The organism is Flavobacterium sp., assembly GCF_052437795.1.
Lineage (GTDB): Bacteria > Bacteroidota > Bacteroidia > Flavobacteriales > Flavobacteriaceae > Flavobacterium.
Genome location: NZ_JBQVPA010000001.1, coordinates 179944 through 204157, shown reverse-complemented (window position 1 = coordinate 204157; position 24214 = coordinate 179944). Strand labels below are relative to the sequence as shown.

The 24214-nt window shown below is 38.3% G+C and carries 20 protein-coding genes and 1 tRNA gene; 9 read left to right on the top strand and 12 right to left on the bottom strand.

Features of this window, described 5'->3' with window-relative positions; all coding sequences use genetic code 11:
- Positions 1–40 precede the first annotated feature (40 nt).
- The 4 genes from ACT6R0_RS01005 to ACT6R0_RS00990 all read right to left on the bottom strand — a co-directional run bounded on the left by ACT6R0_RS01005 (position 41) and on the right by ACT6R0_RS00990 (position 5400).
- Complete coding sequence (locus ACT6R0_RS01005; protein WP_444650484.1) at positions 41–1744, bottom strand: choice-of-anchor L domain-containing protein; 1704 nt, start codon at positions 1742–1744, stop codon at positions 41–43.
- 81 nt (positions 1745–1825) lie between these two features.
- Positions 1826–2821, bottom strand: coding sequence for a hypothetical protein (locus ACT6R0_RS01000; RefSeq protein ID WP_444650483.1), 996 nt, complete (start codon positions 2819–2821; stop codon positions 1826–1828).
- 169 nt (positions 2822–2990) lie between these two features.
- Complete coding sequence (locus ACT6R0_RS00995) at positions 2991–4910, bottom strand: choice-of-anchor L domain-containing protein (RefSeq protein ID WP_444650481.1); 1920 nt, start codon at positions 4908–4910, stop codon at positions 2991–2993.
- Between the two features lie 52 nt (positions 4911–4962).
- Positions 4963–5400, bottom strand: a complete 438-nt coding sequence (locus ACT6R0_RS00990) for a retropepsin-like aspartic protease (protein ID WP_444650479.1) — start codon at positions 5398–5400, stop codon at positions 4963–4965.
- Positions 5401–5564: 164 nt separating this feature from the next.
- Between ACT6R0_RS00990 and ACT6R0_RS00985 the strand changes: the two genes are divergently transcribed.
- The 7 genes from ACT6R0_RS00985 to ACT6R0_RS00955 all read left to right on the top strand — a co-directional run bounded on the left by ACT6R0_RS00985 (position 5565) and on the right by ACT6R0_RS00955 (position 11317).
- The gene (locus ACT6R0_RS00985; protein WP_444652300.1) at positions 5565–6332 is read left to right on the top strand and encodes a TatD family hydrolase; all 768 of its coding nucleotides are present in this window, start codon (positions 5565–5567) and stop codon (positions 6330–6332) included.
- A gap of 69 nt (positions 6333–6401) precedes the next feature.
- The gene (locus tag ACT6R0_RS00980; RefSeq protein ID WP_444650477.1) at positions 6402–7535 is read left to right on the top strand and encodes a 1-acyl-sn-glycerol-3-phosphate acyltransferase; all 1134 of its coding nucleotides are present in this window, start codon (positions 6402–6404) and stop codon (positions 7533–7535) included.
- A complete protein-coding gene (locus ACT6R0_RS00975; protein WP_444650475.1) occupies positions 7528–8553 on the top strand; it encodes an asparaginase in 1026 nt (341 codons plus the stop codon). The genes ACT6R0_RS00980 and ACT6R0_RS00975 overlap by 8 nt, the downstream gene beginning before the upstream one ends.
- A 50-nt stretch (positions 8554–8603) precedes the next feature.
- Positions 8604–8691: transfer RNA gene (locus ACT6R0_RS00970), tRNA-Ser, on the top strand.
- 121 nt (positions 8692–8812) lie between these two features.
- Positions 8813–9586, top strand: a complete 774-nt coding sequence (locus ACT6R0_RS00965; protein ID WP_444650473.1) for an RteC domain-containing protein — start codon at positions 8813–8815, stop codon at positions 9584–9586.
- A gap of 66 nt (positions 9587–9652) precedes the next feature.
- Complete coding sequence (locus tag ACT6R0_RS00960; RefSeq protein WP_444650471.1) at positions 9653–9967, top strand: helix-turn-helix domain-containing protein; 315 nt, start codon at positions 9653–9655, stop codon at positions 9965–9967.
- Between the two features lie 27 nt (positions 9968–9994).
- Entirely contained in the window at positions 9995–11317 is a 1323-nt protein-coding gene (locus ACT6R0_RS00955; protein ID WP_444650469.1) for a hypothetical protein, read from the top strand.
- Between the two features lie 363 nt (positions 11318–11680).
- On the opposite strand, the gene ACT6R0_RS00950 is transcribed toward ACT6R0_RS00955, so the two are convergent.
- Positions 11681–12013: a hypothetical protein gene (locus tag ACT6R0_RS00950; protein ID WP_444650467.1), complete on the bottom strand. Its 333-nt coding sequence runs from the start codon at positions 12011–12013 to the stop codon at positions 11681–11683.
- 104 nt (positions 12014–12117) lie between these two features.
- Here ACT6R0_RS00950 and ACT6R0_RS00945 point away from each other — a divergent pair, with 104 nt between their 5' ends.
- A complete protein-coding gene (locus ACT6R0_RS00945; RefSeq protein ID WP_444650466.1) occupies positions 12118–12366 on the top strand; it encodes a helix-turn-helix domain-containing protein in 249 nt (82 codons plus the stop codon).
- A gap of 1 nt (position 12367) precedes the next feature.
- On the opposite strand, the gene ACT6R0_RS00940 is transcribed toward ACT6R0_RS00945, so the two are convergent.
- Complete coding sequence (locus tag ACT6R0_RS00940) at positions 12368–14956, bottom strand: DUF262 domain-containing protein (RefSeq protein WP_444650464.1); 2589 nt, start codon at positions 14954–14956, stop codon at positions 12368–12370.
- Between the two features lie 213 nt (positions 14957–15169).
- On the opposite strand from ACT6R0_RS00940, the gene ACT6R0_RS00935 reads away from it, so the two are divergent.
- Positions 15170–16345: a cysteine desulfurase family protein gene (locus ACT6R0_RS00935; RefSeq protein WP_444650462.1), complete on the top strand. Its 1176-nt coding sequence runs from the start codon at positions 15170–15172 to the stop codon at positions 16343–16345.
- Between the two features lie 37 nt (positions 16346–16382).
- Here the strand turns inward: ACT6R0_RS00935 and ACT6R0_RS00930 are convergent, their stop codons facing one another.
- The 6 genes from ACT6R0_RS00930 to dndC are packed head-to-tail and all read right to left on the bottom strand — an operon-like array spanning position 16383 to position 24122.
- On the bottom strand, positions 16383–17210 hold the full coding sequence (locus ACT6R0_RS00930; protein WP_444650460.1) for a restriction endonuclease: 828 nt from the start codon (positions 17208–17210) through the stop codon (positions 16383–16385).
- 24 nt (positions 17211–17234) lie between these two features.
- Positions 17235–18563 carry a DGQHR domain-containing protein gene (locus ACT6R0_RS00925; protein WP_444650458.1) on the bottom strand — a complete coding sequence of 443 codons (1329 nt, stop codon included), beginning with the start codon at positions 18561–18563 and terminating at the stop codon, positions 17235–17237.
- Entirely contained in the window at positions 18563–19144 is a 582-nt protein-coding gene (locus ACT6R0_RS00920; RefSeq protein ID WP_444650456.1) for a hypothetical protein, read from the bottom strand. Before ACT6R0_RS00920 ends, ACT6R0_RS00925 begins: the two co-directional genes overlap by 1 nt.
- Before the next feature lie 5 nt (positions 19145–19149).
- A complete protein-coding gene (locus ACT6R0_RS00915) occupies positions 19150–20712 on the bottom strand; it encodes a helicase HerA-like domain-containing protein (protein ID WP_444650454.1) in 1563 nt (520 codons plus the stop codon).
- Positions 20702–22798: a DNA sulfur modification protein DndD gene (gene dndD, locus ACT6R0_RS00910; protein ID WP_444650452.1), complete on the bottom strand. Its 2097-nt coding sequence runs from the start codon at positions 22796–22798 to the stop codon at positions 20702–20704. Before dndD ends, ACT6R0_RS00915 begins: the two co-directional genes overlap by 11 nt.
- A gap of 1 nt (position 22799) precedes the next feature.
- Positions 22800–24122 carry a DNA phosphorothioation system sulfurtransferase DndC gene (dndC, locus tag ACT6R0_RS00905; RefSeq protein WP_444650450.1) on the bottom strand — a complete coding sequence of 441 codons (1323 nt, stop codon included), beginning with the start codon at positions 24120–24122 and terminating at the stop codon, positions 22800–22802.
- Between the last annotated feature and the right edge of the window lie 92 nt (positions 24123–24214).

Below are 24214 nucleotides of genomic sequence, written 5' to 3'. Positions count from 1 at the left end.
AGACTATCCTATAGATGCAGCAAAGGGTAATAAGGTTGCGTTACAGTTTGATAATTTTTATTGTTTTTTGCGCATCACCCGAAATTAGCTTCACAAAATAAATTCCACCCATCAATCCTGACACATCAATTGATGCCGAAGTTCCGCTTATCTCCTGTCGGATGACCGTATTGCCAAGAATATCACTTATGGTGGCACTGCCTGCTATTTCATTGCCCGATAAATATAACACTTCTTTTACCGGATTGGGATGGGCATATAACTTTGAGATCGCATTTTCCGCAGTCCCCAACATCAAAAACACCTGTATGGGCGTACGTTCCTGACTTTCGATGCTACCTACAGTTTGCGAGGCGTAGTACGTTATCCCGTCTTCCAACAGCGTATTTTCAGGAATGGGCTCTCCCCCATCTGCGGAAGCATACCATTGAATATTCTCACCTTCGATCTCGATATCGGTAAGGGTTTCACCTTCAATGAAGCCCTGCGGAGAAGATGCCGTTGGGCCCAATAGTGGCTCGGCGACGTTAAACCATCCGCCCCCTATAAATAATGCTGAATCATTAGCTGCAGTATCCCGATCGGCAACAATGAATTTAATACGGTAGGGAATACCTGTTTCGATGGGGACGGACACATCCATTCCTTTGGTACGTCCGTTAAAATTGGTCATGGCAAAGGTATCGCCGGCAGTAAAATATTCGCCAAAGTAAGTGCTGTTCTCTGAAGGGCAATCGGAATTAAAGGCGTTGTCCCTGGCCGTTGTGGCACTCAAAGGAATGTCCGTTCCCGGAACAACACCGAGGTTTACTTTTTCGCCGCTATCAAGGTTGGTAAGTATTATCGCAAATGCATCGGCAGGGCCGCATTGGCCTGCACCATAATCTTCTGAGGCAAAAACATAGCTTATGCCCAATACATTCAGTAAAGGATGGTTAGCAACAAAATCAAACTGCAGCGATGATGCGTTTAAAAACCCGCCGGGATCAGAAGGGCCAAGTATCTGCTGCAAATCGGGGTCGCCTGGCCACGAATTTGTGCCTTCGCTCAGTGCTTGAGAATTTGGCCCCGAAATATTCCCTGCATTCCCTGTAGTCAGGACGATCCCATAGCCTACAGGGAAATCGTCCATAGATGCATCCCAATATCCTGCCAGGCCATTAACATCCCCAAAATCACTGCCTGTTGAAGAAGATACATTGCTTATGATAATATGTGGCGGGATCGATCCGGATATCATATCGTTAACAAGCTCCTGAGCCGAATACTGCGTCAATATATCCATTGGCCCGGCATCAGCAGCAATACTTACGTTGACAGTATTACCAACGGAAGCAGGTCCGACAGAGTAGAACCGCACATAATAATCCTGCGCAGGTGTAAGCCCCTCAAGTAAGCGCCAGCTAAAAACTCCCCATGTACCGCAGGAGATAACATTGCCTGTACAGGAGCCTTCGTACACAACATACACCATGGTATTGGTATTCCCGCTGCCATAAAAGGTCATCCTGTGCCTCGGGTTCTCCGCAGTGAACTTAAACCATATATCATCATCGGCAATACCGATACATCCCGAAGGCTCACCGGAGGCAGTCGCGCCCTGAAGGTCGCTACTGACCGTGACCTCATCATAACCCCACCATGATAGTGGGACCTGGATAGCATTGCCACATTCATCATTAGCAGGCTGGGCAAGTGCGAGCAATGGGAACAGGACTAAGGAAAACAGTAATTTTTTTTTCATGGATCTGTTGATTGGTTGGAGTGAAAATACAAAAAAACCGCTTACAGTGAAGCGGTTATAAAAATTTAATAAGACATATCTTTACGGTAGCGCGTTTATCAGTGCTATAAGCTCCGCTTCTGTTACGCTGTCCAGATCGGCATCCGTAAAGGTGATCACGCCATTGTCGGTTATCGTCACAGCCTTGACGGCGTAGGTCCATTGGTCCTCATTCTCAGACACGAATATAATATTACACTCGAGTCCTATGGGGATCTGTCCGTAATGCTCGCTGAAGTAACCTGTAGCAGGGTCGTATGTGTCGAGCATCGCCAAAGCATTGCCCTCTTCGTTATACGAAATGTACACGGCGCTGTTCTGATTTGTAAACCCGTCCGGTACATCTACATTAACGGTGGTTTTGGGTCTCGGGTCGCTGTAAAAACGGTCAACATTGGTCCAGCCAAAATTTCCGATGAAGGCATAGTAGGTCCCGCCTTCTACAAATACGCCGCCTTCTTCCTGGTTGCCTTCTTCCACTTCTTCCCATACCACATCGCCATCTTCTGCAACCAGGCCGTTCCACAACGTCATGTCGCCATCTGTACCTCCCGTAAGCGAACCTGGTATCTGTAACTGGAAGCCACAGGCAAGGTCTACCGGCTGCCCGTTATGGGTGGCGTTCACATAAAATTCACCACCGGAAATCAGCATCGCCATATCGCCATCGGGCATCATGCCCATTGTAGGCATACCCGTTACAACCATACTGCCACTATTGAAGATCTCGACATATTCGAGCGTCACTTCGCCTGTAACCGGCACACCGTTAACTGTAAGGCAACCCCCGTAAATGGTAATTTCAACACCGCTTTCTGACATGAATTGCATCATACCCGAGGGATCGTTGATAAAAGTAAACTCCTGTGTAATGTTGGCCAATGCCTGTTCCTGCAGGTCCCCAAACTCCTGGGCGGTCGGGGCGGGGAATTCCGGCACTATGGGACCATCCTGCGGGTCATAAACCGTTTCGGTCGTTTCGCAGGCAGAGAACAGCATCATCATTAGCGATGCTGCAAGTAGGTACGTTCTTTTCATAAGTTTATTGATAAGGTTTTAAGCAGGCCGGCCAACCGCATTTTGACCTTAAAACATTTCGATACATAAAAACCCTACCACACATTAATGAAGTTTCGAAAAAGACCAAAGATGATAAAAAGATCCGCTGATGGCTTATCAGCGGATATATGATCTGGGGTCATATTCTCTATTCTTTTACTATGCGTACCACTTTTTCAGCTTTGCCCGATAGTACTTTAAGGATATAAACACCTTTCGCAAGGCTTTGCAGGCTTATGACAGCGCTATCTGCATTCACTGTCCTGCTCAATACCAACTGACCGACAAGGTTGTACATTTCTACCTTATCGATGTTATTCCTATTTGAGATGTTCAGCACATCTTTAACCGGGTTCGGAAAGGAAATAAAGCCTTTGAAAATGCTTTCCCCGGCCTCCATGGTAGTATGTACTGTTACGGCACGACGTTGTACACTTTCTATACCGTAAATAGTTTGCGATGCATAATAGGTTTCGCCATCAACAAGTACAGTGTTTAGTGGCAGTGGAGTTTCGGTATCGGTAGTATTGGGTGGCCCTGCCTGCCCGGCATTATCATACCATTGAATGTCCTCGCCTTCAACTTCAATATCGGCAAGGGTATCGCCGTTTTCAAATTGCTGTTCCTCACTGCCATCTGGAGCGGGGGTTTCATAGTCAGACGGAAGCACGATCACTTCGATCTCGCCTGTGTCATAGCAGCCACTCTCACTATTCTCCAACCTGAAATAAACTGTTGCAGATGACGTAAAATAATTGTACGGTACGGTAACAGAAGGGGAGCCTGCATCCGCATTCCCTGCAGACGTATAATACGTTATTTCAAAAGATGCAGGTGAAAGACCATCAAGGATCACTGCTTCCTGTGCTGTAAGGTTGACTAATGCAAGTCCATCCGTATCATCATCAAGTACTATCACAGGCGCGGGATCGCCGGCATATGGCTGTGGCGCTGCAATGATCTGGAACGAAGCTACATCATAGGCTTCGGTTGTGTTGCTTGATAACCTTGCATAAATGGTTTGTGAATTTGTGGTGCCTGCCATAATATTTGTATAATCCCCCGGGCTGGCAATAGCATTGTTCACAGCATTATTTTCGGCGTCTGACAAAGTTTCAAAATAAGTGATGGTAAGACCAGCCGGATCCTGCCCATCAAGTACGGCAGCATTATTTTCAAGCAGGTTAAATGTAGCAACACCATCAAGGTTAAAATCGCATCCGTACAGGTCATTTGGTGTTCCTATAGCAATAGGCATACTAAAGGCGATCTCCCCGACGAATAAAGCTGAGTCATATAACTGGTCATTCCTTTCGGCAATAGCTATTTTAAGATGGTAGTTATGACCGGGGTTCAAAGTAGATCCCGCAGTAAGTGGCATCGTCCTTCCATTAAAGTTTATCGGGGCATTTATGTTTGTCGGGCTGTAATATGCACCAAAATATTGGGCATTTTGGGAATTGCAATTTGAATTATACTGATTGTTCCTCACACTGTTGACCGTTACAGGAATCGTAGTTCCCGGCACTATTGCGAGATTCGAAGTAACACCCGTATCAAGGTCTGTGAGCATTATTACAAAGGCATCGGAAAAACTGCATTGAAAGTCTCCGTATTCATCTGATGCAAAAATATAGCTGATGTCAATATGGTCTGATGGGGCTATGAAATCGAATTCGAGCTTTGTGGCGTTTAAGGAAATGAATGCCTGCGGACTTAATTGTTGCAGTATAGCTAAAACATCATTATCGCCCAGCCATTCCAGGGTGCCTCCGTTTTGGGTATTATTTGGTCCCGGAGCCTGTTCAATATTCCCCGTAGACAGGATAACGCCATTTACGAACGGAAAGTTGGCATTTCCGCTTGTAAAATAACCCAGTCCATTCACAGTGCCATAATTAGTACCCGTAGAGGAAGTTACGTTCGTCGCCTGGATACCGGTCCCTTCAAGAAGCACATCTGTCACTAACTGTTGCGGGGTATACTGCGTACCCGAAGTCGTAATTGGAGATTGCGCGATCACCAAGAGAGGCATTGATAATATCGCCGAGAGTAAAGTTTTTTTCATAGCTAATTGGTTTGCTCCCAAAGCTATAAAAATTTCTTTTATGCATTCAAAATTATTTAAGGTAGAAGCAACTGTTATAGTAATCAATAATGGCCTTTCCTTTCATAAGCACATCGGCCCCGATAATACCATGTACCGGCTTGGCATTGTACTGGCGCAACGCCTCGTTGACATGCGACATATCGAAAATGACCAATCCGAATTTTTTGGTAGACCAGCGCCCCAGTATCAGCTTGTTCTTTACCGAGGTCTGCGTGAGCATCCCTATCCCTCCTGCCCCGGCGGCCTTGGTGTCCGAATCGCTGGCTGCAAGGTTAAAATGGCCGATGCCCTGAAAATCGACACAGCTGTTGGAAGCCCCGGTATCGAGTATGAACTTCCCCTCTACCCCATTGATCTTTGCCCTGATGAGCAGGTGCTGGGTTTTCGAGATCTTAAACTTTACGCGTTTGTATCCGCCTTTTTTGAGGGTGTCGTATAAATTCTCCATTATTCAAAAATAGTAAAAGTTACGCTGGCTTTTTTACCAAAAGGCCTACAAAGATCTGCACAAAGCGCGCAAAGCCTTACTATCGATGCAGATCTTTGTGGTAAAACTAAAAACCGCTTGCGGTTAAGCAATTGGTTCGTAATTTTGCACCTCAACATTTTATGATGATACTAACCGATACTCATACGCACTTATACAGCGAAGAATTTGCCAATGACCGCGATGCCATGATACAGCGTGCCATCGATGCGGGGGTGACTCGATTCTTTATTCCGTCGATAGACTCCGGTTATACACAGCAAATGTATGATCTTGAAAGGCAATATCCTGAAAATATTTTCCTGATGATGGGGCTTCATCCAACATATGTAAAGGAGGATTATCTTGAAGAACTGGCTCATGTTGAGGAACAGCTGGCCAGCCATACATTTTATGCCGTGGGGGAGATAGGCATCGACCTGTATTGGGACAAGACCCGTTTGGCCGAACAGCAACATGCTTTTAAACACCAGATACAACTGGCTAAAAAATATAAGCTGCCCATAAACATCCATTGCCGTGATGCGTTTGACGAAGTGTTTGAAGTATTAGAATCGGAAAAAGCGGACAGCCTTTTTGGCATCTTCCATTGCTTTACCGGCGACTTTGAACAGGCACAAAAGGCGATCGGCTACAATATGAAACTGGGCATTGGCGGTGTGGCGACCTTCAAAAATGGTAAAATCGACCAATTCCTCAATGACATTCCCCTAAAGCATATCGTCCTCGAAACCGACGCGCCCTACCTTGCCCCTGCGCCCTTTCGCGGCAAGCGCAATGAAAGCGCTTATACCAAATTGGTTGCCGAAAAGCTGGCCCTGATCTATGACATTTCAGTAGAAGAGGTCGCGGCGGTTACGACTGCGAATTCCAAAGATGTTTATGGTATTTAACAAAGAATTTCGGTTTAATTCCATAATTTTTTTGTTCATTTGTGAATTGTTTTAACCCTTAAGAAGTACATGTCGAAATTTGACCAAATAAGGCCTTATTATGATACTGAGGTTAACGATGCGATACGCAGCGTAGCGAACCACCCCATGATGAAGGCGCTCATGAGCTTCACTTTTCCGGACACGGAAGAGTCGGTTTGGATGGAGCAGCTAAAGAAAACCCATTCCAAAAGAGATTTCCAGATCAATTTCATTTATCAGGCCATCCAGATGGTTCTCAAGAAAAGCTCTGAAGGGCTTACTACCTCGGGCTTTGAAAAACTTGACAAGCATACCCCATACCTTTTCATATCCAACCACAGGGACATAATCCTTGACACCTCGCTCATTAACGTAAGCCTTTACGATCACGGCCTGATCATGACCGCATCGGCCATTGGCGATAACCTGGTGCAAAAGTCGTTCCTGCACGCGCTTTCAAGGCTTAACAGGAACTTCCTGGTGCAGCGCAATCTTGGGCCGAGGGAACTGCTCCAAAGCTCAAAGCTAATGTCGGAATACATTTACCAGATGCTGTTCCGTGAAAACCGCTCCGTATGGATCGCGCAACGCGAAGGCCGCACCAAGGACGGGAACGATGTGACCCAACAGGGTGTACTGAAAATGCTGGCAATGGCATCGGACGAAGAGAACCTGATGGAATACTTCAAAAAGGCGAAGATCGTACCGGTTTCTATTTCATATGAATACGACCCAACCGACATGCTAAAGATGCCGAGGCTCATGGCCGAAGCCAATGACGAAGTGTATATCAAGGAAAAGAATGAAGATTTCATGACACTCATCAGTGGTATCATGGGGCAAAAAAAACGCATTCACCTCCACATGGGCGAGATACTGGATGCTGAACTGGACACCATAGCCCGCGAACATGACAACCAGAACAAACAGATACAGGCGCTGGCCCAGGTAATTGATGATTCGATCCAAAACAGCTACAAGCTGTGGCCTACCAACTATATCGCGTACGACCTGCTTAACAATACCACCCAGTTCGCCGGGCAGTATACCGAAAAGGAAAAACAGCTGTTTGAAAGGCGGCTGGAAATGCGCATAGACATTGAGAACAAGATCGTGCGTGAAGGCTTCCTTGCATTGTATGCCAATCCGGTAGTCAATAAAATGAAGCACCAGAATGTCTAAGCCGTCCATCTTACTGATCTATACAGGCGGCACCATAGGCATGGTCAAGGATTTTGAGACCGGCGCACTCAAGGTTTTCGATTTCAGCAACCTGCTGGAGCGCATTCCCGAGTTAAAGTTGCTGGACTGCGATATACAAACGGTCTCTTTTGAAAAGCCCATCGATTCCTCCAATATGAATACGGTTAAATGGGCTAAGCTGGCTGATCTGATAGAGGATAATTATGACAAATTCGACGGCTTCGTTATCCTCCATGGGTCAGACACCATGAGCTACTCGGCATCGGCAATGAGCTTCATGCTGGAAAATGTAGACAAGCCGGTGGTATTTACAGGATCCCAATTACCCATTGGCGACCTGCGTACCGATGCCAAGGAAAATCTCATTACTGCCATACAGGTCGCTTCCTTACGAAATAACAACGACCCTGTGATACGCGAGGTTTGCCTCTATTTTGAATACAAGCTTTATCGGGCTAACCGCACCACCAAGATAAGCGCAGAGCATTTTAATGCCTTCCAGTCGCCTAACTACCCTGCCCTTGCCGAATCGGGCGTACACCTCAAAGTGACCAAAGAGCTCCTGTGGCCCCATGATCCTGAAAAACAGCTGAAGGTGCGCAAGAACTTTGATGATAATGCGGTCATTATAAAAATGTTCCCCGGGATCAACGAACAGGTACTTTCCTCGATACTCAATACCCCCGGATTAAAGGGCGTAGTATTGGAAACATACGGATCGGGCAATGCACCTACCGACATTTACTTTATCTCTATCCTGCAAAGGGCGATAGAAAAAGGCGTGCAGATAGTTAACGTGACACAATGCTCCGGCGGCAGTGTGAACATGGGGCATTATGAGACCAGCACCATGCTTAAGGAGATAGGCGTAATATCGGGTGCCGACATTACTACCGAGGCCGCCATAACCAAAATGATGTACCTTTTGGGTCAAGATCTGTCGCCCGCCGAATTCAAGACCTGCTTCGAATCTTCGCTTCGCGGAGAATTATCGTAATAATTTTTTAATATTCGTTTTAAATCCTATTTTTGCACCCGCAATACTTTAGAGAGGTGGCCGAGTGGTCGAAGGCGCACGCCTGGAAAGTGTGTATACTCCACAAGGGTATCGAGGGTTCGAATCCCTTCCTCTCTGCATTAAGAATCCGTATCTGATTAGTAACTAATCAGATACGGATTTCTGTTTTCATATTTAGACAACCTTTAGTCAACAATTCAATTTTTTTATATAATCCTTTCAATTCAAATTAAAAATTATGAATATCGAACTATTTAAAAATGTAAATTTTGATGCTCTTCCACGACATATCAAATCGCAGTTTGATAACGTATACGGACGATTTTTCGAAATAACTCCTTTCGTTCTCTGCAATAAGGATGCTTACGAGCACTTTGATATGATTTACTTAATTACAAACGATGAAAATGATGACTCAATTAGTGATGCCGATTTGGGAAATTTCATCGAGTGGTATGAGAGCGGCTTTACCGAAGGCTATAACAATTTTGAAAAAATGCTTTCATCAATTCCGTTTCTCGAAGCCGTTGAAGAAACAAAGGCCTACCGAATATTTTCTTTGGTTTATAATCGCTCTACTATATTTAACAAATTTCCGTTGACTGAGGATGGTGCAATTTACAGGATGTCTCGTCAAGCTGTACAGACGTATGGAAAAGAAGTAGGGATATTTGTCAGAGCATGGGATTACATCTTGAATAACGCAAATGTTTTTGAGAAAGTTTTTGCTGAGAAAGAGGCAAGTATGCACCCAAGCCAAGCAATTAAATTTCACGGAACTCCCACACAACTTACCGAACTCACAAAAGCCCTTATTGCAAACGGGAATTTAAAGGGAATTCAATCAGAAATTTTTAAAAAACTATCAACTTTTTTTAATGTTGAAATCAAAGATCCCGATCAAACAATAAATAAGATTAAAAACAGAAATAACGGTAGCGAAACCCTTTTCCTTGATACCCTTATTTTGAGCTTAAAACAAGATCAAAATAAAAATAGTAAAGGTAAGTGACCAGTAACTCACCTTTGCATATCTCGCAATAACGACAATTTTGCCTCATAATTTAAACATCATATTATGAGTACTATTCAATTTATTCAGTTGGATCCTGAACAACTTTTGCAACAAATTAGCCACACTCTAAAGACTCAACTCGATGCACTGCTTACATGTCTCGAGTCAAAACAGCCTGATGAGTATCTTACCCGCGTGCAAGTCGCAGCCCTTTTTAAGGTTAATGTATCTACCATAAATAATTGGGTTAAATCGGGTAAGTTAAAACAGTATGGAATTGGGAACAGAGTTTACTTTCTAAAGTCTGATCTGGAAGAGGCACTAACCCTGCTTAACCCAAATGGTAGAAAGATTAAAGTGATATGGGCGGAGGTATAATATATCCTTTGTTAATCAACATCTACCATGAAAAGAGGACTAATTGATTTTATTAAGTTGTCTCTAATTAAAATTGATGTATCAAGGTTGTTGGCTAACAGCAACCTTGAGTTCAATTGTGATATTAATACGACAACAGGACAAATATGTGACGAGAAAATGGTTGCAACTTATCACACATGTAAGATTACTATTATAACCCAAACTAAATCCGTTGTTGTAAATGGAAAAATAACAAGCAAGATAGTTCAACATATAATGTTTGCCGGAAGTATCCATAAATTATGGAATAGTTTAAACAGCATTAAAGCACCTAACCACCTTCCTGAAAACATAGATAGAGGCTTTAATGGAAATGAATTTACTTTGGAGGAGGTAATAGCTGTAAGAGAACACCTTGAGGAACTATTCGGTTGTACTTCAAAGCAAATGATTTTTCAAAATATTGAGATAGGGGCAAATCTTGCGATAGGCTTTGACCCTATGCTATTTTTGAAATGGCTTCTGTACCACAACAACAAGCTGTTTGACTATATGCATGGTAGAAATAGTGCTCAGGTAAAGCATTCAAGATATATTTTAAAAATTTACAACAAGTCGTTTCAGTACGGAATGTTAGAGCATGTTTTAAGAGTAGAGCTTAAGTATCTTAAGATGCATGATTTAAAACCTTTGGGCATAGTTACCTTTGCTGATGTTGGCGAAGAGACTTTGCAAAAAGCTCACCTGCTACTTGTCGAGAAATTTGATGAAGTTATGGCTTATGACGACACCATTCGAAAAGAAGAGCTGTCGCATCGAGAATTATTAATGTTGCCTAAATACTCTAACGCTAACTATTGGATTAGCGACCTTCGGCCAAACCGAAGACACCGCCATAAGGTAGCTTTAAAGCAAATTATTAATAAGCACTCGGATAACAGGCAATTTCAGATTCGGAAACTCTTAGCTAAGGAATGTGTAATAAATAACCGGGGTACTGGAAACGCCTATTGTGTAATAAATAACACTTCTATTATAGGGTTAGAGAGTACGCAAAAGGATTTATGGAATGAAGGGAAGGAAACTGTGGAGACGAATAGGATTTGTCCCATAACTGGCCTTGACATTTCCATGCAGAAGGATAGCAGTTATCTTTTAGGCTATAGTGGTTTACACTACTACTTGCAGCATCAGCCGGATGTCTTTAAAAGAATAAAGCAGCTGTACCTTACGGCTTATTGGAGCGAGGCAGAACTAAAAACTCAGATTAAGGAGATTGCACATAACATACGAACTTTAAAAAAGAATCAGGTAAGAAAGCAAAGAAGAATATATCCCGAAGGTCAAGTCCAATTGTTCGATATATGACAAGAAAAAGTCAAAACTCCCAGGACAATACCTAAAATTGACACCCCATACCCCTCAATAATCCGGTTTTCTGATTGAGGGGTTTTCCTTTTTTCACCCATACCCTTCCGATAGTGTTGATATAGATTGTAAAATTATTTGTAACATATTTATGGTGCAGTTGAAAATGAAATATGTAGGAGCATCATAAATTTTATATTAATTTAGAAAACAGGGAAAACGTCAGGTTTTATTCGCGATGAACTGTTGTTAAATTATTGATTTATAATCATCAGTATTTACATGCATAAAAAAAGAAAAGAATTACAAAGCTGTAAAGTCATTCATAATTAAGGATTGTGTTAAGAGATAATTTATTATTGCTTAATTAAACACATAGATTGGAATAAGCACTAATGATACTAACATCAGGACAATACATAAATATTGGCTAAGCCCACGAAATATCATGGTAAATATGGTCGCCGTTACAATACCGATTATTAAAACGATGATTGACGACCACCACGGGTTAACAAAAGCTGATAAAGCAATCGTCCCTAAGCAGCAAACAAATCCTGTAACAACAGGTATCGACATGCCACGGAAAAAACTACCGATTGGATATCCTCCCGACCTTGCCATACTTGAATAAGAAATGGCCATATACCCACCTATGCAACCTAATGCAAGGATAAATAATTTTGAATAATCCATAGACTAATTGTATAAGTTCTAAGCAAGTCCAAATATATACAAATTCGTCTTATAAGACGAATCGTAAATTAATTTTTCGCGTATCGGTTTATTTCCTTTGCTTTATGCAGAAGCAACTTGAGGAAATTGAAAAAGAACTTAGTCAAAGAATTTACAAGGAGTTCCTTGTGAAATTCAACGGCAATAAGTCTCAATTTGCCCGTGCTTCAAATTGTACTGAGGGAACAGTACGACGAATTTTCAAAAATGAGCAAGGAATTACAGTGAACCTACTGCTGAGGTTTTGCTTCGCTTTAGAGATAAGTATAATTGACTTGCTTAGAGGGCTGGATATAAGAAATCATAATGATTAAGTCAGACTTTCTTTATATTAAACTTACTACTTATGCTTTTATCGAAAGCTTCACTCAAAGCTGATTGTATTTCGTTAGGAAAATCAAGTTCCTGTAGCCATATTCGTATTTGAGAGACCAAATCGCAATACGACGACTCATCATGTGATATTAATGTGAAACTTTGCTGTATCCAACTCTTGTCCAAGTAAGAGTTTTCACTATTAGTTACTTCCTTAATAACGTCACCTTGCATGTCGTAAATCCCAAATTTAACTCCGCCTTTCTTTAATAGATTTGCCGGATTTTCAGATTTTTCGTAATATAAGTAGAAATACACTTTTCCTTTCGCCGTATCTATCTTTGCACTAAGCCAGTTGGTTTCATTTTCAACATTAAACTCAGTAAGGTCAATTACTGCTCCTTTTGCTGCTACGTCGCTCCACTTCCCTTTACGTAAATTGTCGATAGAAACTTTGTTAACAGGCAGCAATTCATCAATCATAAGTTTATCATACCATTCTTCAAGGATAGCAACATTTCGCGCACGAATTAAACCAACGATTGGTCTCCATTTTTCTGCAAGTTTTGAATCATCGCATTTTGCCCAGCCGTCTCCACAAAAAGACCATTCCAACAATTTTTCATTTAATTTATTGATATCTTCAACAAGATGCTTGTTTTTATTGGCAAACTTTTCCCACTTAATTCGTTCGTGTGAAAGTCTTGGTTCACCATAATAAGCCTTATCAAATGGGCGAAATTTCCTTGCTGGTGTATTGTCGCTATCCATTCTGTTTAATGCGAAAGGCCATGCCCTAAAATTCCCAATCGTTTGATAACAGTTCTTTACAGCCTGTTGAATTCTTTGTTTGTTTCTCACTAAATTATTTGCTGAAATGTGATCCCAGTCAAAAGGCAGATTTGTGTCTTCAAGATGATATTGTCCGGTTTTAAAAAACTGCTCTAAAAAGTGTCTTTGAACATAAAGTAATAAATCTTTATTGTGGAAAGCTCTCGCAATAAAGTGAATATAATTTCTCGATGCACCGAATTTTTGAATTATATCGAGGTTTTCAGTAACATTGTAATTTAAAATAGATTTTATTCCCTGTTCGCCTGACAAGTATGGAAATGGAAGCAATACATCATTAATCTGCGCACGTTGTATCGTCTTTGAACCCCAAAAAACTGAAGATGATTCTGTTTCTGCTGATGGCCAAATATTTAATAAAACTTTCGAATGATCCCGCAGATTAGTACCCCTTCCAAACCACAACAGTAATGTTACTAATCCCAGCATACGGCGATGCTCGCGTGTGTCTGCCGTAAAAGTATCTTTTTTGTTTTTAATCCTGTATAACAAAAGAAACATTAGCTCTGGGGCAACATCAGATAACTTGCTATATAACAGGTAAGGTAATGCGTAAGTTTGGTTACTTTCATATCGCAAAACTTCAAGAACATATTCAAGTAAAGTTTTGCCCGAATAATTTTTATCTTCTATTATCCTTAATAAAAAATCCTGAAATTCCTTCGCTTTCTTCTCCTTGACGATTGTTCTTTGAAACTGCTTAGCTTGTATGCGCATTGTAAGGGCATCACTTTTGGTACTATCTTTATCTTCATGTTGAAACAGCCTATAAGCGATAGTTATAAATCTTGCCGGACGAAACAAAGACTTACAAGCCTCTTCAATTTTCTCTTGTGCATCTGAAGAAATATGCGCCTTTAAAATAGAATAATTCAATTCTTCGCCTGTCAAAGGAGTGCCACCGGCATTTAAGCGAACAAACATAGTTTCTATTTCGTCAGCCGCTTCATCATTTGGCACAGTATTATCTTCTGCAAATTCATCAAGGTCAAGATATAATGCTGGAATTTTTTGTATTTCATAAGCCCGTTTAACTGCCCGAAAAACAACCTCAAGCTTTTCCAGTACGGACTTATATTGCACTTCTTCGGATAAATTTTGGTTTTCAGCCCATTTGCTTCTTATCTTATCCCAGTGCTGCCATTTAGAAAGCTTAGTATATATTCCCACTATATTTTCATTGCTCGATGCCGCATTAATGAAAAATGAAAGAGGTACTGGGAACTTAGCATCTGCAGGAAAAAATTTCTCCAAATCAGAAGTTAAAGGATCTGCATCCTCATCATAATGTTGCATTGCGTTTCTAATAGCTTCTGCGCTTAATGTCGCAGTATTGTTTTGCCTACTGTAGCCCCAAGGATGCGATCGTGTTATTACACGTACTATGAATTTCCGGGAATCATTCAGGTCGGGTTTTTCTAAGTCGATAAATACACGGTAATTTACTAATGAATGTCGGAAGGTGTCATTTCCGAAACCAAGGCTGATTGCGGTTGAACGTTGCTGCCCATCCAATAATTCTAAAGGTTGATTCTCATTTGAAGTCATAACAAATGCCCCTAATGGGTATCCTCTTAAAATCGAATCCCAAAGATTTTCTATCTGAAAAGGTTTCCACACAAAACCACGTTGTATCGTTGGAAGTGAAACTTTTCTATTTTCACTCCATGCCGCTATTTCGGGAAGGGAGAAAACGTTTTTTCTGTTATCCTTGGTTACTTGTATATCTTTGACCATACTTATCTTTTAAATGATTATACACCCTTTTCTAATCTATTCTTTACCACATTAAGGAAGATAGTAGACAGGCTCTTTCAAAAATATAAAAATATATTTTTTAATATTAATTTTCTTTCATTTTATTAGTATCCTTATAATATTGTTGGTATAAATGGATATCTTAAATATTCCATTACTAACTTTGCTATAAGAAGCTATTAAAACATGTCAATGAATAAACGGTTAATATATTTAGATAACAATGCTACCACTCCAATAGATGAAAAGGTGTTAGAAGCAATGATGCCTTTTTTGACTACCAATTTCGCTAATGCGAACAGTACTCATCAATTTGGGGTTGATTCCCACAATGCTGTAAAAGATGCACGTAATTCTATTGCTGAATTATTAGGAGCAGAAACAAACGAAATAATTTTTACAAGCGGGGCGACGGAAGCAATAAATTTGGCAATCAAAGGAGTTGCCGAAAATTACAGTTCAAAGGGAAAACATATAGTTACAGTTACAACAGAACATAGTGCTGTTTTAGATAATTGTAGCTTTTTAGAGAGTAAGGGTTATGACATAACTTATCTCCCGGTTCAGCGGGACGGTATAATCTCCATTGAAGCCATAAGAAGCGTTTTAAGAGATGATACGGTTTTAGTGATAGTTATGCATGTTAATAATGAGACTGGCGTAATACAGCCGATAAAGCAAATTTCTGAATTGGCGCATTCTGTTGGTGCGATTTTCATGACAGATGCTACTCAGGCTGTAGGCAAAATTGAGATAGATGTCGATAGTGATGGAATAGATTTATTAACATTCAGTGGACATAAACTATACGCCCCTAAAGGTGTTGGTGCATTATATGTAAGACAAAGGCAAAACAAAATAAAATTACCTGCTTTGTTGCATGGCGGCGGTCATGAAAGAGGATTAAGAAGTGGAACTTTAAACGTACCCGGAATTGTAGCTTTGGGTAAAGCCTGTGAATTGGCGAAGGAAGAAATGGCCGTTAATAAAGAGTATATTCAGAATTTAAGAGACCACTTAGAAAATGAATTATTAAAAATAACCAGCACTTTTATAAATGGTGATACGAGATACCGTTTGTACAATGTGACCAATATTTCATTTAAAAATGCAGACAGTGAGGCTATGATTATGGCACTCAGCGACCCGGACAGTAAATTACCAATGATAGCGGTGAGTAATGGTAGTGCATGTACATCATCTTCAATAGAGCCGTCGCATGTTTTATTGGCTATGGGCTTAGATGAAACAGAAGCTTATAATAGTATAAGATTTTCATTAGGTAAATATAATACCATGGATGAAATTGATATAGTAGTACAACAAGTACGGACTGCGGTTGAAAATTTGAGGGCAATGGTTAGTTAAAGAGCAACAAAAAAATCGCTTTTTTTAGAGGGGATTTCTATTCGCTTTCATTCAAAACGTTATCTAATGCATTAATATACACCGGAATATTTTCTGTTTCGACACCAAATCTTTTTTCTATCATAATGTCAATTAACGAATTTCCATCAATGAGAATTATAGGAACAGCTCCCGGCTTCCTCGTTGCCCCTAATGCTTCTTTGGTAAATTTTGAAGTTGTAAATATAATTCCTTGCTCATATTCTCCCTGAATAGCACCTCGGAATTTATCAATTTCGATTCTGCTTACAGAATTGTTTTTCCATCGTTTACATTGAAAAGCAACATTTAAGTGTGTAATTCCTACCTTTAATTGCCCGTTTCCATCAATCCCTCCATCCTTTACATAATTAGTCACCTTCATCCTTTTAAAGCCATAAACCTCTAAGAGTTGTTTTGAAAATACTTCGAACGAGGCCGGGTCTATCTGCTTAAGCTGATTCAAAATTTGTTGTTTGAAAGCTTCCTCATGTTTATAATGTATTGATTTCAGCTCTTCAACGATTGCCTTAAAATTTTCAGAATCTTTACGTGCAACGATCTCGGCTTTCTGTTCTGTTTGTGTTTGACCTGGCACTGGAAGATCCTTCAACCAATAAGTGCCATCTTTTAAAGCTTGGAAATATTTTGTCCTTCTTGCAGATGGAAAGTCTATACCTTCACTGTGCTTCCTAATCGTCACCCTTACTATATCCTGTGGTTTTTCAGCATTAAATTTGTATAAATCGTGAAGCACGATATAATCATATACATCAATATGGGAAAGGGGTTTACGAACCCTATTAAAAGTCTCAATTATAGCTTCAGGGATTGTCTTTTTTTTCATTAACTCAAAATATAGATAGCAGAATTAAGTTCTTTTTTTCAATGCATCGTCTCTTTTCTGAAGTCTGTCATCATTTGAATTTGTAGGTACCCAAATTTTTATACTCATATCCAAATATAGTATAGTTTTTGTAACGCTTGTGAAAGGATAACGCTGCTGATTGTCAAATTCTAAATCTGTAGTTTTTACTAAGTATTCTTTATAGGTATCAACTTTATCTCGTCTTGAATCATTAATTTCGATCTTTAGGATGTCAATCAGAATTTTCAATAACGCATTGTAGCCAACCGTGGTTTGTAGGACATTGGTTGGTTTTGTGTTTTCTTCAAAATCCCATAGCGGTAGGTTTCCTTTTTTAAAGGTTTCTCTTACAGCTGTAAAAAAGGAAAATAGAATATCAGTAATAAATAAATCTTCATTATTTGCATAATACTTTCTAAAAGGTAAATCTGGATTAATATTGATAAGAAGCTCTTTCCGTTCTCTGAAACGATCTCTTTCGAGTTCTCTATTATTTGTAGAAATTAAATCTACAATTGATTTGACCATTGCAGCTTGTGTCAAAGGCGGGTTTTGATTTCTGCCATACGCTCCCCCATGTAACTTTATTCTATTATAAAATGGAGAAGATTCGTAACCATTTAAAGCAAGAACAACTTCAAGAGCAGTTTTTTGGGGAGTGTCGCTTTCTGTAAGACCAAATAAACTTGTAACTAAACTTTGGGGCACAGATTTTTGTGTACGATTAATCGTGGAGAAAATCATGGCCTGAAATTCTAATGTTGGATCGATAAAAAAAGAAACAAGTAAGTTTATATTTAGTAAATTATTTAACTGCTTATTTTTTCTATCTAATTTTGCCTCCAAGTCAGCATTTTGCTTTGCCTTTCCTATGACGATTCGAAAATTGTTAATTTCATTTCTTAATCGACTTATAGCTGTTTCTATGCCTTTAATCCGATGTTGACCATCTATGATAGTCATATATACGTCTCCATCATCTTTGCTTATTTCAGAAAAAACTTTATTGTTCACCGTAACGGCGACATTTCCATTTTCTAAGTTATCTATCGACTCTATAATTGCATTAGGAATTGCTAATACTATATTAGTAGGAAATATAGCATCAGGGTCATCCAATAAAAAATCAGCAATTTCCTCAGCGCGTGTTGGACTAACTTTTCTTTGAACACGTTTGTTGTAATGAGGCATGTTATCCTCATCAAAATAATCAATAATTCTTTCGGTATGTTTAGTGAATGTTAATATTTGACGAATAGAAAAAACACTGACTAAAAATTCTTGATTATTTTGTCTTACACGTTGTGCTATAATAAGATTATCTTTAATCATTATCTACCGTATTTGTTTTTAAGATGTTTTTTCGCAATTAAAGCATTTTCCTTAATATCATCGCCAATTGTTTTTTCGAGAAGTTTTTCTTGTAATAAATAACCGTATTTCGAGACAAGCATTGATTCCCGAATTAAAAGTACGAGTAAAACGAGTTGGAATCCCATCGTCCAATAATTTAATATAAATGGGTTATTAATAACCTGATATATGTAAAAGATTGCAATTCCGAAAACTAATGCGAACGTATAGTAAAATAATTTCAATCTTAAATTAAATGTATTTTTATCACTATTCTGTTTTTCCTTCTCCTTGTCAAATTTAAAAAGATTAACACCCAATGAACCAAGTCTATTTAATGCAAGCATCGGCAAACTTCCATTCAACAGAATGTTCAAAAAGCCTACTAATGTAATTTGGTCATTATTTTTAAAAAGAAAAAAACTTACCCATGAAAAAAACACAGCTCCTAAAGGGAATGCCAAGTTTGGAAGTTTCCAAGATAACATTTCATCAAGATTAGAACTTTCAGATTCTTTTAGTAAAGACTTGTACTTTTTATCTATAAATAAATTTATCATATCCTTTACGCCTTAAATAATTCACCAACTTTAAACTCTTTTAGATTCGATACCAACTGATATTTTTGAATTTTCTCCATGCTTGATTTAAGCTTTAAAGCATCACGTTCACCCACTCCCATGAACTTCTGTATCATTTTGAGGTTAGTCTTATCTTTAATATCAAAGAGAAATGCTGTTTCGCACATACTACTGAAGTCGAATGATGGTTGATTAAACTCCTCAATACCTTGTGATAGTAATATAACTGAAACACCTTTGGAACGAATTTCACGAAGTATTTTTTCCAGTAAATCCTGAGATTTCTTTTCTTTAAATATCGTGTGTGCTTCATCAATCAGAAGAACGTATCTCATGCCTTGATAATCTCCTTCAATCGGAGCATTATCCATATTCATAAATGTATTATAAATATAGTTAATTATTAAAAACACAGATGCAAACCTCACGCTTTTAGGTAAATCACCCGATAAACTAAGATAATAATTACTATTTAAAAAAGTATTTTTGCTGTCTACTGAAGTATCAAAAAGATCTAATTCGCTAAGGTTTTGAAGAATCTCCTTTAAAGTACTGGCTTTATCTCCCTCGTGTTCTAAAACCTTTTCATAAATATCTTTCAACGAAGGATAGTTTGCACCTTTAACTTCTGCAAATACTTCACGGGTAGCATCTTTTAAAGTTTGCTGCTGATTTTTACCAATATTACTATAGCTTGTTATAATATCTACAAACTTATTTATTCCCATTATCTTGTTTTTATCATTAATGTTGTCGATGAATGATAATGGGTTAACGGGAAAAGGTGTATGCGGAGCTTTGATTAGTTTGCAGCTTGTGGAGTTAAAGAACTCGCTATTTTTCTTTTCATCCTCTTCTGAAATACCTTTAAAGTCTAAGAATATAAAGTTAACATGGTTATTGCTTTCCTTTACTATTTGTTTCAGTATATTATTGGCAAAGAAAGTTTTTCCTGTACCGGAATTCCCGGCAACTGCAATGTGTGCATTATTGTGGATGGATGTATCGTTGAAATTAAAGTAAATCTCTTCATTATCAAAAGATTTTCCAACCAGTATTTTTATACCTTCAGCAAAATAGTTTTTGTTGGCAATCCTGCTCTTTCTCGTTTGCTCATCATACAATATGGCATCATTAGAGACATGGCTTTCTTCCAGTTTTTCTATACCATTTTCAATGTTTTCTAAGAGAAAGTCTAATCCTGAATAATTTCTATTTTCCTCAAATAATTTATTCATCAGCATCAGGCCGTGATCGATGTGCATCTTGATAAATTTTGCGATGTCTTTATCTGTTTTGTATAAACCATAATGCTGACATATTAATGCTATATAATATTCCCGATATTTACCGAACAAAATATCATCTTTATATTCCTTACCCTTACTGTCAAACAAATCATGTTCGAGGCTAAGGCGAACATTTTTAGATATAGAATAAGAAAAGGCTATCCGCGAGACAACATTCTCCGCACCTAAATTTAAACGTCTTGTTAGTTCCTGTACAATAGGCTTATTGGCTTCGGAAGTTCTTATATTAATCAGCATGGTTATACATCGTATTGTAAGTGGAAATAAAATCTTTTGGGTCTAATGGTAAAAACTCACTCTTGTCTTCATGAATGTTGTTGATAAGAAAAGTTTTAGCGATATTGTTTGACAGGATTTTGTATTCCCGTTCAGTTAACTCTTTATTTATCAATGGGAATATAACAACTTGGTCAGAAATATTAGGATAGAAATACTTAACAATGTTTTCTGCATGCTGTTCATCAAATTTTTGCATAGGAGAATCAATGAAAACAGGGAACTGAATGTCACTTTCTTCAACTAAAGCCCTTAACAATGCTGTGGCATACATTTGTTGTTCACCTTTACTCAGAGATTCCTTTTTTATTTCCTCACCCCTGGCATTTTTCAAAATTATATCAATGGTCTCACCAATAATCTCGACTTCAACCTTTTTTACAAAACCTTTTTTATGTAATAATGTCTCTAAGCCTTCTAATATTTGTTCTTCCAAAGATTCTTTTTTCTTAATCTTGAATTTTTCAATGAAGTCTTTCAAATGACTTATATTGCGTGTAATAAGTTCATCTTTCGCTTTATTCTTTTCAGATACATTTAATTTTTTTGAAAGCTCCTCTATACGTTTTCCTTTTTGTGTTTTTTCATTAATGAATTCGCCGATTTGCCTATTTAATGAATCTATAGTATCATCTATATGTATGATTTCTTTGTCAAGAATCTCTTTTTGATTTCTAAATTCAGCAATCATTGGGCTTTCCTGATTAGTTTCGGCATCACGAATCTTCTTTCTAATAGAGTTTAAGTCATTTCGTGTTTGGTTATATTCCGATGTTATTCGTTTAAAGGACTCTTTGAAAGAATATCTTATGTTATTAAACAACGCCAAAAGCTCATTCCTTTCCGAATCGGAAAACTCATGCAGGGTTTTAAAATCTTCAGGGAGTTGAGGTGTATCAGAAAAGAAATGTTTTCTAATAAGTTTTTCAAAAGTTTCTGCGAAGTATTTTTCTACTTGATAGTCAATAACAATATCCGATGGCTTAGGCTCTTTAATAAGGTCAGTTAAAATCTTATTTGTTACACCTTTGACATTCTCGTCTTTAAATTTTGCTGCTTTATAGTTTGCCTCATTTTCAAGCTGATTATTGAGGTCTAATAATTTTCCGCCGGCTATTGCAAACGGGATAATGTCATAAGAGTCTTTAAGTTGGTTTTGTAATTCTCCCTGTCTCTTAACTAAATTTTCTTCATTAATCCTTAGTTCATGTAATTCTTCTACAGTAATAAGGCTACCTGACTTGATAAGCTTTTCCTGAATATCTCGGGATTCTTTATTTTTTTCACTTCTTTTTTCACGGAAATCGATAATCTTCTCCTCATTGGCTTTAATATTATCATCGCAATTTTCGACTTCCGCCTCAAGAATCCGCAATTGGCTTTTTTCATTTGTACTTGCTGAGTCTTGCCTAATTTTAAGTTGAAGTCCTTCAAGTTCACTTTTTATATCTTCATACTTTTTTATTCCAAGTACTTCGGAATAAGCTTTGCTCAGATTCTTTTTTTGCTCAGGCGTATTAACTTCCGCAAGGTTCACAATTTTTTCAGCATCAAAGAAGAAGAATTTCGCAATCTCTATCGGCATTATAAATTCACGAATAAAAATTTCCTGACCAACTTCTTTTGCCAATTCACTTGGGTATCCGTCTATAAGCACTTCCACATCTTCTGAAGTACTTGTTTTTGTATTATAGCTTCTTCTAATTACAATCTCTTTACAAGGAACTTCAGGAATATTTACATTATGGAATGTAATTGATACACTGAATTTAAAATCAGTCTCAGATTTCGCTAAACGATTAAGAGAATTTGCGATGTATTTACTATATCCTCCTTGATCTTCAATTTCCTTTTTGTAGATATCATCCACATCTTGCATTTGTCGACCATATAAGCACCAAACAAGAGACATTAGGAAAGTTGTCTTACCAAAGCCATTGCGTCCACTCACAACAAATATGTTCTTATCTTCTTGATTAGATAAGTCAATAATATTGGAGCCCTTATAGATCCTAAAATTATATAGTTCAATTTCTTTAATCGTCATCTTACTTCTTTGATTTCTTTTCTGCTTCTAAATATTGGTCTAAACGATTTTCGATGTCTGCCTGCAAGCCTCTTTTTCGAATCATCAACGTTTTTGTCTTTTGTAGAGCCAAAAGGTCTTGGATTAATTCTACGTCTTTAACCTCATTTTTACAAGACTGTTTTAACATGTCTGATTCTTGCTTAAATTTTTCTTCCTGCTTGCTCATATCAATTCTGTTTTTGTAAATGGTGTTATATATGTCAGAAACTTTAGTTTTAAAATAACAATCCCTAAACCAATGGTACTGTATCAAAACCAACTCCTGATGAGTGATTAACTCAATCCCCTCTGTTTCTTGGATAGTTTTTTGAGCTTTAAGTATTCGGGTTAATATCTTAACACGGGTTTCAAAAGTGTAAGGTCCCCATAAATTATCAGATATTGTTTTATTCCTTCTTTCCTTTTGTCTGTAAATTTCCGGGTTGTCTCGCGTAGTGACAAGGAAGTTTCGTATTTCCATCAATGGAGACATCCATTCTTCACCATTATCAATCAAGCCTTCCATACTTCTATCTTTATTTACAACGGTGCAAGTCCAACAACCAAAACGGCTATTGCCACAGCTTGGGGTGGTGTCATCAATGACAAGTGGGCAATCTCCAGCATTTGCATTTCTGTATAATGTTATAAGTTCTTTGTTTGTTCCACCCCAAGGAGGAGAAACTTGATTGAGATATTGCCATAATTCATTGGTCGAGACATCTTTTATGGGTGCATAGACGAATGCGTTTTGTAATTGATGTTTTCTAAGGCGTTGACCCTTAATCTCATGTTTCTTTATAGAGGCAGCTCTGTTAGAACTTTCAGCACTACGTGTTCCTAACAAAATTATTACTTCTCCATTTTGAGTGATTTTTTCAGTAATATATCTTGTTGTAGGGTTGATTTTTAATCTTTCCGTACACCATCTGTAAAACTTATTTGGTGCAGGATATCCTAAACCAATTAATTTTACCCAAAAACTATCTTCTAACTGAGGTGTAGTCTGATCCACAGTTATTGGTAATTCATAATGAATTGCTGCTTCTTGAATTTTTTTTAGAGTTGCGTTAATAAACTTTACAATTCGTGGATTTTCTACTAAAGTATCATTACAGATAACATAAATTCGTCTTGATTGTCGGAGAAGAGGGTCAATTTTTAATAAAGCTCTCCATACTACTTGTAGTAACATCGTACTGTCTTTTCCTCCACTAAAACCTATTATCCAAGGTCTATTAGAATCATCGAGCAGGAACTGGTCTATTATTTCATTTTCTAAATGGCTTATATTTAGTGACATATCTTTAGTGGTAACTTTCTATTATCATTATACTTCTATGACCAAAGTAACAAAATTTTATTATTTTAATTTGCTTTTTCTTAACAAGTTAT